4 protein-coding genes and 1 pseudogene are annotated in these 13,889 nt (G+C 26.2%); 2 read left to right on the top strand and 3 right to left on the bottom strand.

All coding sequences use genetic code 11. The features are described from left to right. The first annotated feature begins 2,232 nt into the window (after positions 1–2,232). Positions 2,233–5,088, top strand: coding sequence for a two component system sensor kinase (locus ACICP0_RS02210; RefSeq protein WP_395479675.1), 2,856 nt, complete (start codon positions 2,233–2,235; stop codon positions 5,086–5,088). Further along, a complete protein-coding gene (locus ACICP0_RS02205; protein WP_395479674.1) occupies positions 5,075–5,710 on the top strand; it encodes a two component system response regulator in 636 nt (211 codons plus the stop codon). The genes ACICP0_RS02210 and ACICP0_RS02205 overlap by 14 nt, the downstream gene beginning before the upstream one ends. A gap of 1,433 nt (positions 5,711–7,143) precedes the next feature. Here the strand turns inward: ACICP0_RS02205 and dapE are convergent. The 3 genes and pseudogenes from dapE to folE form a co-directional block, all read right to left on the bottom strand. Then, positions 7,144–8,283, bottom strand: a complete 1,140-nt coding sequence (gene dapE / locus ACICP0_RS02200; protein WP_395479672.1) for a succinyl-diaminopimelate desuccinylase — start codon at positions 8,281–8,283, stop codon at positions 7,144–7,146. A 17-nt stretch (positions 8,284–8,300) separates the two neighbouring features. Continuing rightward, positions 8,301–10,145: pseudogene (gene mutS, locus ACICP0_RS02195) on the bottom strand (DNA mismatch repair protein MutS); the annotation flags it as partial. A 1,050-nt stretch (positions 10,146–11,195) separates the two neighbouring features. After that, positions 11,196–11,864 carry a GTP cyclohydrolase I FolE gene (gene folE / locus ACICP0_RS02190; protein ID WP_395480249.1) on the bottom strand — a complete coding sequence of 223 codons (669 nt, stop codon included), beginning with the start codon at positions 11,862–11,864 and terminating at the stop codon, positions 11,196–11,198. Between the last annotated feature and the right edge of the window lie 2,025 nt (positions 11,865–13,889).

Here is a 13,889-nt window from a genome sequence, read left to right as displayed (position 1 = left end):
AAGTACTAATATCATTTTATATATCTCATTTAACTTTTTTACGTTTTTGAACGTAAAGTTCATTCAATTAACAAAGATGAAATGGGATATTGAAGCATATTAATTTATGTTATGAGAATATTGTTTCATTAAGATTATTCGTTGAATACTAAATATCTATTAATAAACTTGAATTTATTAAATTTTTGCATTGTTGAATATACACCTTCCGTGCGTGCTTCTGTTCATGTTTAATATAATAATACATTACAACATCTACATTCGAACAAATACAATAGTCGAATTGCTTGTCTCTACTTCACATGAATTTATTAATGAATATATTCCTGTCTGTGACTTGTTTTGGCTAACTTCTTATTTTTTTAGTAAATTAAATGTACTAGATTCACTAACAATTAGAACGTTTTACTAATACAATTGCATTATATTTTCATATTCTCTTTTAATAAAAGATACCAACTAAATTAATTTTGTTAACACAAAAATGTTATTATATAATGTGTTAGAAATTTATGCTTTTATGAAGAGTTATTCAATAATTACTGCGTTTCATATACTAGAAATGGATAGAAAACCCAGCACTACGACTTTTTTAATAAAAACTACAAATAATTAAAGTATCATTACATTAGTTATTCACCTTAATATGAGTTACTCAATGTATGAAATAGAATAGCTATTGATTTTATCAAAAAATTTTAAGGAAAAAATTGATAATCTGATATTAACTATTAAGTATATTGCATATAATGTTACTATGAATAAATAATTATTCATTCTACGAATGAAATATTTTAATACATATTATATCAATATAATCTAATTTTTATGCAATAGAACTCACAATAAATAATCGGTGTTATACATTGATTATACCTAAATATGTATCAATTTCTTAATTGTTTAAATTATATTTTCATTTAATTTTATTAAACCGATAATATGTTTAATATAATGTTTTATTATTCTGACTTAATTATGTAAGGTTAAAGACGGTCATATATATTGCAATATGCAATTTAAACTAACTCAAACAAAAGATACTAAAAGTAATGTTAGTTTCGGCATACTGAATTATAAAGACAGTTATGAATATTTAACTAAATTGCTATAGCTATTGATAATGTATTTATAGATAATTGGTAATAAATTTTGCAATAACAATGATAATAATTTATGTATTATAAAATATATCTTTTATAAAATTTAAGACTATTTATACTTGATATTATTTTAAATATCAAGATACGGAGATGTTTAATTTTTTGAAGATATTACAACAAGCTATATAACTATCAATAAATAGATTTTAGAACGAATTAATGTTAACTTTCTGAAAATTTTGATTTTTGGTCAGTACCTTTACTACTAAAAAATTTTATATTAAGTATTTCATATAACAATCTGATTATTAAATTTATAAAAATGTAATAAAGAATATATTGTAGCTATACTAATAATATTAAAATTAATATCCTTCAATCTATTTTTTTCTCAAAAGAGAAAGAAAAGAACAATAAAAATTATTTTTTGCATGACTTTAAAATAAAAACTATGAATACATTCATTAATGTTATCACATTTTAGTGAAATCTTTTTAAGATATTATTTATTTCCATTGTAATAAGTCAATATAGTTAAAAGGAATTGAAAATCCTTTTTATTAAATTTAGTAATAGAAATACGTTGAATAAATTAATAACAATTAAAATTGTATAAATGGCTTAACCATTAGCCAGAATATATTTTAGTTTTAAAATCAATTAACCTTATAGTCCTTATAAAAAATTAATGGATTTTTAAATTAAATTGAATCCTATATATAAACTTACTGAGTGAGATAAGAATTAATTTTTGAAAGTTTTAAATTAATATTATTTTAATATATTAAAAATAAAATAATATTTTCAATGAAATTTAAACAAAATTTAAAAAATTAAATATTTCATATAGTAATTTACTTTTAGTAATTTACTTTTAAATAAAAAAAATTTTTTGTGAAATAAAAAATTTAAAAATATTAGAATATATTAAATATGCATAAATAATACATAGCACATTAGCTATATTTATTTTAAATTACTTACAGTAATTGTTTACGCTACAAAAATTTTAAATTAAAAATTTACTATTAATTTTCTTTCCATTAAATTATATATCTATATTTAGATGCTACTATTAGTATTATAAGTACATTCACTTTACTAAAGTAAAGTACTTAAGAGGAAAACAATGAAATTTATTCAGTGCATAAAATATGCAATGAAAAAACGACAATTTTCAGTCACAAAAATCGTCATGTTTAATTTGATTAGTTTAATAATAATTTGGAATATTTCTATATTTCTTTCTGCATTAATTTCATTAAACTTAAAGAAAAATAAAATAATAAAAAATATTACTTACTTTTCCACATTGCAGGTAACGTTAACCAATCAGCGTCTTAAAAAAATTGAACGAAACATACAATTGCTTGCATATCGCTATAAGCTTTGCCATGCTATTCCAAAAATAGTAAAATTACTAGAAGAAAAAAGAAGAAGCCTTGATCATTCATGTAATATCAATAATGATGTACCGTCTTCTCGAATAGAATACTACTGTAAATTTATTCAAATTTTCTGTAATATAAGACAAAATTATTACTTAAATAATGATTTTTCAGAGTGCTGTCATATAGTATCTTGTTTTGCTCTGTACGACTATGCAACACATTATTTTATGGACGAAAAAGCAAAACTCAATATTGTTTCCCAACAGCCTAATCATGATAATTTTTATTGGAGTCAACCACAATATATATCTAATGATGGTTGGAAAGTATCTGTTTTTACAGATGTATCTAATGAAATTTTTATCGGACTGATAGTTAAATTAGATGATTTAATTTATTTAGATTATTTAATATTAGAGTCTTATATTAATCTTTGGTTAGAAAAAGATAATCGTATTCTTCCTTGTTCCTCTCTCTCAGAGACAATGATTAATCAATTACAACCTATATTACAATCCTTAGACTTACATGACGGTTGGCAACACATCCCGGGATACATGATGTTTTGTGCCCAATTAAAAGGTCCTGGTTGGCAGCAAATCACCTTATTTCCTCAACGAGGAAAGATTCAGAATATCTTTGATATTATTGCTGTTCAATTGCCCTTTTCGATAGTAATACTCTTAGTGTTAATCTCAGCAATTTTTTTAATTCTATATCATTATTTGATCAAACCACTGTGGAATTTCTTTGAAATTTTAACACAAAGAAAACTAGGTTTATCTTCATGTTATTTACTAGAAAATTATCATAATAAATTAGATAATATTGCTCGTGTCTATAATACGATTTTGAACATCCTGCATATTCAATTTAATACCCTGGACAAGAGGTACATTGAAAAAACTCAATTTTTAAGGCAAGTTAAAAAACAGACAGAAAAAGAAAATAATTGTAAAGACGGTAGATATCTGATTACAATTAGCCATGAATTACGCACACCACTTAATGGTATATTTGGTGCATTAGAATTATTACAAAAAACAACTCAATTGACTACTAAACAATGTCAGTTAATAGAAACTACCCAGCAATGTGCTACTTTCTTACTTTCTATGGTGAATAATTTACTGGATTTTTCGAGCATTGAATTTGGACAGTGTTCTTTGCATATTATTGAACAAACACCATTGCTACCACTTTTAGATCAAGCAATGAATATTATTCAAGGACCAAGTCAAAAAAAAGGTTTAGTATTAAAAACTTTTGTGAATAAAAATGTTCCTTTATATTTAGATATTGATGGTATGCGACTTCGTCACATTCTTATTAACTTATTAAGTAATGCAGTAAAATTTACCGAATATGGTACCATTTTTCTCAATGTCAACAAACGTGATCGACATTTAATTTTTACAGTAAGTGATAGCGGAAAAGGAATTTCGCCGGAAAATCAATCAGATGTTTTCATCCCTTTTTTTCGAAGTAAAGACACTACTTCTCAAGGAACTGGACTCGGACTTACTATTGCAACATCTCTTGCAAAGATGATGGGGGGTTCGTTAGAACTCGATAGTATATTAGGTTTTGGCACTTGCATTTCTTTCTTTATGCCACTCAATCATTATCAAGAACCGTCCCTCCTAGACGGAAGATTATCTGCTCCATTAGCGCTTCACCGTCAGTTAAACACTTGGGGAATAACTTGTGACTTATCACCAAAAGGAATAGGTCCTTTTGCCGATCCCGAATTATGTTTTTTGCCGGGTAAACTCTATGAGAGAGTTCTTTGCACCCTTTCGGAAAAAGTCATAGAAATAGCCAAAAATATTAAGGTACAGCCTTGGCAATTGAACATTTTATTAGTAGATGATACTGCAATTAATCGAGAAATTATTGGTTTAATGTTACGCACTTTAGGTCAAAGAATCACATTGGCAACTGATGGTATCAATGCCTTATCTCTTGGTCGTCAACAACGTTTTGATTTAGTATTAATGGATTTTTTAATGCCTGGAATGGACGGGATCACTTGTGCTCAAAAATGGCGTCATGATCCAGACAATCTTGATTGTGCTTGTATGATTACTGCTCTATCAGGAAATACCACTTCGGAAGAATATATGCGCTGTAAGAATGTTGGAATACAACATTATTTAACGAAACCAATTACGTTATCGAAATTGGTTGACAATATCAGCTATGCTGCAGAATTTCAACTTCAACGTAATATTCCATTACAAGAACAGAAAAATTTTTTAACAACTCATTTTATCGATAGAGATAATGAATCTTTGAGACTTAAATTCTATGACTCATTGCATTCTTTGCTCAGAGATATTGAAAAAAATATTAATAATCAAGAAAAAATAACAAGATTTCTTCATACCTTCAAAGGCATATTAGGACAAGCTGGATTAAAAGAGTTACTTAAAAATATAAGTGATATGGAAAATCATATTAAACATGGTTTACCATTATCGCAGGAACATATTGCTACATTACGTTATATATTAGATAACTATTTCGGTAATGATAACACTTCTATAAAACATAATAACACTCCAATAGGTCAACACTATGAATCAATATAACATATTACTAGTGGATGATCATGAATTAATTATTAATGGAATTATTAGTGTACTTGAACCTTATAAACGATTTAAAGTTGTAGCATACACTGATGATGGTTTATCAGCATATAGTATGTGTCGTATAAATGAACCAAATATTTTAGTACTAGATCTTGGTCTACCTGGTATCAATGGTTTGGATTTGATTCCAAAATTTTGTACTCGTTGGCCAGATATGGCTATTTTAGCGTATACTGCTTATACAGAAGAATATATGGCAATACGCACGCTATCTGCAGGCGCCCTTGGTTATGTTTTAAAAAATAGTAGCCAGCAAATTTTTATAGCAGCAATACATACTATTGCCATTAATAAATATTATATAGATCCAGCCTTAAACAGTGAAATAATTCATGCTTCCCTCAATGTAAACACTGAAGATAAAGGTCCATTGACATCGCGTGAACGACAAATTCTTAAATTGATAGCTGATGGCTATACTAATCGATTAATTGCAAAAAAACTATACATCAGTGTAAAGACAGTTGAAACGCATCGCCTAAATATTATGCGTAAGCTTAAGGTACATAAAGTTACAGAATTGTTAAATTGTTCAAGACGACTAGGACTAATAAATTAGTATGCTAACTCTATTAGTATAGAACAAGATCAATTTTTTATTGTTTTTAAAAAAATAATATTTTAAATGTAGCAATAAATTCTAAAAATTATTTATATGATTATAGGATTTACATATATTTTATGTGTCGTTAAAACCTTTGAATATCAATCATGATTAACATGATTTTTTTAAACGGAAAAGATACATTAGATGTTAATCATATGATTTAAATCATTAATTAACTTATAAACTTATATATTATATAATAACGACATCTTTCTACGAAATTAATGTTTAAAAAATATTCATAATTTCTTAATTTGATTTACAATCAATTTACCATAGTTTAAATAAGTTAATGAACGGTATTAGATTAATTAAGTGTTATTATTTTTTTATCAATCAATATTCTACTTTAAACTAGAACATTTTTCCATGCGTACCTTAAGTAACAATGACTAGTCATTTTATATCATTCTAAAATACCTAATTAATAAATACTTAAACTCCAATAGAAAATACTATATATTATGATTAATAATCATTAAATTATAAATGCATATTTACTCATATTATTCTGTAGAAATGTATGCTATTTATTTGTATGATCTAATCTCTCAGTAATATGAATGAATAAATTTAAAATTAAATTAACTATCTATTGTTAATAGAAAAGTTTTTCAAATACTATAGAGATAGTGAAATTTTGAATTCTCAGCCTGAACATTAAGTTCAAAGAAAGAAATATCGATTACATTAAACAATGTATCTTTGTTTCTTAAAAGTTATCATTAAAAATAGTTAATAGCTTCTAACAAAATTATTGTTACGGAATATAATCGAATTATACAATGCATTCGCTAATATAATATAGATACATTATGAACAATAATATTAATACAACAACTTTAATTAAGCAATTAAATGATACTAACAGATCAAGGGTGATTATTTTTGTAATTTATATCAATATAAATAGGTTACACATGAAGCAATCTATTTTTTTTGATAAAAATACAAAAAGTACTAAATAATCCTAATCCATATAAATGGCTAAACCATTAATCGAACATTTAACGTTAATCTTATTCTATTTTTTATAGATTTCATAGTTTATATACAAGTTTGATATATTCAATAAGTATTACGTATTTTTACGATATACATGTTAATACAATGACTAATAAGTAAATTAAAAACGATTTAAAAATTATTCTTAGATAATGTTAAAAATTATATAGAATAGGATTAATACTTTTACTCATTTAATAATATGTTACTAATGTCAAGAAATTAATTTAATTACGCATTAGTCTTATAATAAAATACTTAACAATCGTTGTTATTGCTTGTTTAAATTTATTTAATGTACTTTTACACAACCATTATTAATATATATTGATACAAATATTGATCGTCAAAATCAATAATTTAACTGCCATCAAACGCTATCACAAAATTAAATTTTCCATAATGCGTTGATATATGTAACTTAATATTCGTAAGTCAGTAATGCGAACACATTCATTTATTTTGTGAATACTATTATTAATTAGACCAAGTTCTACGATTTGAGCGCCTAATAAGGCAATAAAACGTCCGTCAGACGTACCACCAGTAGCTTCTAAACTAGGGATAATGTTTTGATAGTGTTGTACTGTTTGTATCACAACCTCTACTAATTTACCACGATGGGTAAAAAAAGGCTGTGCAGAAAGTTCCCAGTCAATATGATAACATAGGTTATAATGATTCATTATTGACTCTACTTTTTGCCGAATCATTTCATCAGTTAAACTAGGACCAAACCTAAGGTTAAATTGCACATATAACTTACCGGGAATAACATTATTTTTATTTGTTCCAGCATGAATATTTGTGATTTGTAGAGTAGTAGGAGGAAATAAACTATCACCTTGATCCCATTTCATTTTTATTAGTTCGTATAGAGCATCCATGGCATGGTGAAAAGGATTATGTGCTAAATGTGGATAAGCGACGTGACCTTGGATACCGTGAATCAATACATTAGCAGTAAGTGATCCTCTTCGACCATTTTTAATGGTATCACCTACTTGATGATTACTAGTAGGTTCACCTATGATGCAAAAATCTAATTTTTCTTGACGATCCATCAATAAATCTACAACCTTAACAGTACCGTTGCGTGCAGAAGATTCTTCATCAGAAGTAATAAGAAAAGCTAATCTTCCTCGATGGTGTGGATTTTGGGTGACAAAACGTTCAGCTGCTACAACACTAGCGGCTAAAGCTCCTTTCATATCTGCTGCGCCTCGTCCGTACAGTATACCATTACGTACAATTGGCTCGAATGGAGGACTGTACCATTTTCGTATATCGCCAGTAGGCACTACATCAGTATGACCAGCAAAGACTAATGTATTTTCCCCTGAGCCATGCCACGCCCAAACATTTTGAGTATCTTCGAATGGCATCAATTCAACTATAAAACCTAATGCTTGAAGACGTTTTATTATTATCTTCTGGCAACCGGCATCGTTAGGACTCAGTGAATGTCTTTCTATTAATTTTTTGGTAAGTTGCAATATAGAACAAGATGTTTTACACATTAATTCAAGGGGATATTTTGCCTCATATAGGTACTTTTACCTCCCATATTCGGTCCAGTAATGATTAACATACGTTGTTTATCAAATAATGATAAAGAATTAGCAATAAATGGTTTTTCATCGAGTACTTGTTCTACTACTGGATGACGTCCACCAATAATATATATTCCCTCCTGTGTACTTATCGTTGGACAAACATAATTTAATGTTTCAGCTCGTTCAGCTAAATTACATAATACATCTAGCTCTGCTAGAGCTGCGGCACTGTGTTGTAATTTAGCTAAATACGGAAGTAATAAATCAAATAATTCATCATATAGCAATTTTTCCTTTGATAATGCTTTATATTTTGCAGTTAATACTGTTTCTTCATATTCCTTTAACTCAGGAATAATATATCGTTCAGCATGTTTTAGTGTCTGACGACGTACATAATGCATTGGTGCTAAATGGCTTTGTCCACGACTAAGTTGGATAAAATATCCATGTATAGCATTAAAACCAACTTTTAATGTATCTAATTTTGTTGTTTTTCGTTCACGTAATTCAAGTTGTTCAAGATAATCAGTTTCACCGTCTGCTAAAGCACGGTATTCATCTAGTTCTATGTTATATCCTGATGCGATAACTCCACCATCTCGAATAAGTAATGGCGGTGATTGAACAATCGCACGTACCAACAAATTATACAATTCCTTAAAATTGCCTATTTTTTTTAAAAGTGTGAATAAATAACAAGAAGACACTTGTTTAGATAGTATTGTTTGGATAATTGGTAATTGTGCAAAAGCATGGCGCATTCGCATTAAATCACGTGGTCGAGCTGAACGTAATGCTAATCGCGCTAAGATACGTTCTAGATCACCAACTTGGTGCAATAAAGGTTGTATTTTCAATGTTATTTCTTGTAGTAATCGAATGCTTTCTTGTCGTTGGATCAACGTACTGACTTCTTTAGTAGGCATATTGATCCAACGTTGTAACATTCGACTGCCCATTGGGGTAGATGTAAAATCCAAGATTCTTAATAAAGTATTTTTATTATCACCATTTATATTTTTAGTCAATTCTAGATTACGTCTAGTGTCTGCATCTAGTAGAACGCTATTATTTTGATGTTCAACAGTAATAGCTTGAATATGTGGAAGGGAAGTACGTTGTGTATCTTTAGCATATTGTAGTAAACAACCGGCAGCACGAAGAGCCAACGGTACATGTTCAACGCCAAAACCAGTCAGATTGTGTGTGCCAAATTGTATGTTAAGTTGTTTATGGGCAGTTTGTAATTCAAATTCCCAAATGGGACGACGCCGTAGATTACGGCAATTTTTAATTATCGTTAAATCTTGCAATGTTTCAGGATACAGTAGCTCCGCTGGATTAGTTCGTTGTAACTCCTCGGACATAGCATTTCGGTTGATTGGTTCTGATACTAAAAATCGGCCAGAAGCAATATCTAAAGTAGCGTATCCAAAACCATCTGAAGATTGCCATAGAGCGGCTAATAGATTATCTTGATATTCATTTAGTAACATTTCATCACTGAGTGTACCTGGAGTAACAATACGTGAAATTTGGCGTTCAACAATCTCCATTTTAGTAGTAGAATCTTTAATTTGTTCACAAATAGCCACTGATTCACCTAGTGCGACTAGCTTAATTAAATAATTATCTATTGCATGATAAGGTATACCGGCCATAGGTATCGGCTGTCCGGCAGAGATACCGCGATTGGTTAAAGTAATATCTATTAGTTGTGATACACGTTTAGCATCATTATAAAATAATTCATAAAAGTCACCTATGCGATAAAATAATAAAATGTCTGGATGACATGCTTTAAGCTTTAAATATTGTTTCATCAAAGGAGTATGTGATTGAATCGTGGTAATGTTTTGTTCATTATTTTTCAATTTATTTATTCTCTGATTGATTTTAATATCGTTACTTTCTATATCATGTTCTTCGATATTGAATATTCTTTCTAATTGTTAATTTAATAACATATTTTATTTTTTATTCAAGAATAATATGTTCCAATAACATTAAGTAATTATTCATGATAAATATATTTATGTCCGTTTTGAAACCTTAATGTTCTGTATTGTAGTTAGTATAGTAAGATGTATTAAATAATTTTTGATATAACTGATTGACTAATATCAATAAAAAATTTTTTACTAAAAAGTAGATTGATTGTATTTTATATATTATATTTAATCTATCATAAGGTAGAGCATAAAAAAGATATTATAAAATTATTGTGATAAGATTAATTATTAAATAATAATTAATCTTTAGTTGTAAATTTATTTAGAATGCGAATCTACATAATAGATAATTCGAGTAAAAATAGTAACAATTAAGTTTTAATATTTTTAAAATTATTAAAATATTAAAAATAAAAAAATAAAGAATATAATTTAATAACATGAATTCACTTTATATTGGATGTTGTAAACTTTTAAAAAAGAAAGGCATGTCTACTTAATCTAATACGTTATTTTAGTTAGATATATTATTGTAAATAACGTACATAAATTAAATTATGGTTTTATTAAAAAATAACAATCTATTTATTATTAATATTTAGTATTATATTTTACTTATACATATATTGTATAAAATTCTTTTGTAATAAAAATCGTTTTTTATCATGTAAATAATAAATACTACTTTATTTTATAATACAATGGAAATATGGAAATGTAGATGCAATCTAAAAATAACTATTTAATTTTTATAATTAGATTTAATTTGTTTCATAAACATAGTTCATCTTGAAAAGATGCTAAAATTTTTGTATATATAAAAGTACTTAAATACTAAATTTTAAACTTTTAAAGCATAATCACGTATTTTATACTATATAAAGTTTATAATAAATTTACAAATTGATATATAATGTATTGTTATCTAGTGTGTTGAGTAGAAAAAAGCAAAAACTCCTGACGAATATTTTTATTTGACTTAAATAATCCTCCCAATGATATTGTTGTGGCAGTACTATTTGCATCTCGGATGCCACGTGCTTTTACACAATAATGCAAAAAATTAATAGATACTGCTACGTTCTTAGTATCGAGTAAAGTTTGCAAAGCTAGAAAAATTTGTTGTGTTAACCTCTCCTGAATTTGTGGACGCTGGGAAAAAAATTGCACAATACGATTTATTTTAGATAAACCGATAATGTGATTATTAGGGATATAGGAAACGGTTGCTTTTCCATCAATAATAATGAAATGATGTTCACAGATACTAGTTAAAGTAATATCACGTATTGTAACCATCTCATCTATTTTCATTTTATTTTCAATAACGTTAACTTTTGGGAAGTTAGCATAATCTAAACCAGAAAACAATTCGTCTACATACATTTTAGCAATACGATGAGGTGTTTTTGCAAGGCTATCATTCGTTAGATCTAAGTTAAGTAAAACCATAATTTCTGTCATATGTTCAGTAATTAGATGTGTACGAATTTTATTATTTGGAATATCCTCTCGAAGAGGTGTTTCCAAACCACAAGCTAATAAAGCGTTACGTACTTGTAATGCCTCTGTAGTTGAATCTTTGACCATTTTAAGCATGTCTCTGCAATATGAAATGATGGTTATATAACAAAATAAAATTTAATTTTAAAATATTTTTATTCCAGTAAGATAACTTGATTTTAACTAGAGCTGAGATACTCTCATAGTCAAAAAATATTTAGTTTTTCCCTGAAAAGAGTTATCTGACGATAAATCAACTTAATAATAATGGCAAATTTTTAAAATATTTAATTCAATAAAATATTGACATGTTTAGTATCATCGTGTTTATGACAATAACTCTAATAAGTTGACTCTATTTTATCTATAACGAATAATGTTTGATTATAACGATAAACATCGTATATTGAACAATATATATTATGAAACGCCAAGTAAAACCACACAAATTTTCCACAAGACAGTTATTTAACTGCTACAAAAAACTAGATGCTTTTTGATCAAAAGTTTATCAGCATGAGAGATTTGAACCTCCGACCTCGACACCCCATGACGATGCACTATCAAGCCGAATAAAGTAATATAAAAACTATTTTATTTTTAACTTATATATAAATAAAAGAGAAATTGCAATTGTTTGTTTTTTTAATTGCGTTTATTAGAAATAAATATTACTACATTAATAAATGTAATATGAACACAATGCACGCATTAATTTTAATTGGTATATTCTTTTATATTATTTATTTATAACATAAAAAAATCTTAATGTAATAAAAATGGATAGCTAATTTAACTACTGCTAGTAATCAGTATTAATTATAGTGATAAATAATATTGAACGAATAATCACCCCTAATATTTTTACTAAATATAAAAAAACCCTATTAAAATAATAGCTGTCATCTTAAAGCGTAATATAACTATCCAACGATAAATACATTGGCATCATATAGTAAAAACTAAATAACACAACTACATGATCATGTCACTTGTCGATTTATACAAAATAAATCAGAATAAAATTCTAGTTCGTAAAATGATCTTTATGATTTATATATCTTATAGTAATTTTGTTAATTGTAAAAGTCATCATTTTTATATCATGCATCCATTAATGAACAATATATTATATATATTGTATTCATACGGCTTATCAAGTTAATACATTATATATCAATTTGTAAATTTATTATAAACTTTATATAGTATAAAATACGTGATTATGCTTTAAAAGTTTAAAATTTAGTATTTAAATACTTTTATATATACAAAAATTTTAGCATCTTTTCAAGATGAATTATGTTTATGAAACAAATTAAATCTAATTATAAAAATTAAATAGTTATTTTTAGATTGCATCTACATTTCCATATTTCCATTGTATTATAAAATAAAGTAGTATTTATTATTTACATGATAAAAAACGATTTTTATTACAAAAGAATTTTATACAATATATGTATAAGTAAAATATAATACTAAATATTAATAATAAATAGATTGTTATTTTTTAATAAAACCATAATTTAATTTATGTACGTTATTTACAATAATATATCTAACTAAAATAACGTATTAGATTAAGTAGACATGCCTTTCTTTTTTAAAAGTTTACAACATCCAATATAAAGTGAATTCATGTTATTAAATTATATTCTTTATTTTTTTATTTTTAATATTTTAATAATTTTAAAAATATTAAAACTTAATTGTTACTATTTTTACTCGAATTATCTATTATGTAGATTCGCATTCTAAATAAATTTACAACTAAAGATTAATTATTATTTAATAATTAATCTTATCACAATAATTTTATAATATCTTTTTTATGCTCTACCTTATGATAGATTAAATATAATATATAAAATACAATCAATCTACTTTTTAGTAAAAAATTTTTTATTGATATTAGTCAATCAGTTATATCAAAAATTATTTAATACATCTTACTATACTAACTACAATACAGAACATTAAGGTTTCAAAACGGACATAAATATATTTATCATGAATAATTACTTAATGTTATTGGAACATATTATTCTTGAATAAAAAATAAAATATGTTATTAAATTAACAATTAGAAAGAATATTCAATATCGAAGA

The sequence above is a fragment of the Candidatus Curculioniphilus buchneri endosymbiont of Curculio glandium genome, assembly GCF_964275155.1.
Taxonomy (GTDB): Bacteria; Pseudomonadota; Gammaproteobacteria; order Enterobacterales; family Enterobacteriaceae; genus Curculioniphilus; species Curculioniphilus buchneri.
This window is presented reverse-complemented; position numbering and strand designations above follow the sequence as displayed.

Bases quoted from the DNA above. Each gene is read 5' to 3' on its own strand.
- ACICP0_RS02210 (WP_395479675.1), top strand. From the start codon at position 2,233: ATGAAATTTATTCAGTGCATAAAATATGCAATGAAAAAACGACAATTT.
- ACICP0_RS02205 (WP_395479674.1), top strand. From the start codon at position 5,075: ATGAATCAATATAACATATTACTAGTGGATGATCATGAATTAATTATT.
- dapE (WP_395479672.1), bottom strand. From the start codon at position 8,283: ATGTGTAAAACATCTTGTTCTATATTGCAACTTACCAAAAAATTAATA.
- folE (WP_395480249.1), bottom strand. From the start codon at position 11,864: ATGGTCAAAGATTCAACTACAGAGGCATTACAAGTACGTAACGCTTTA.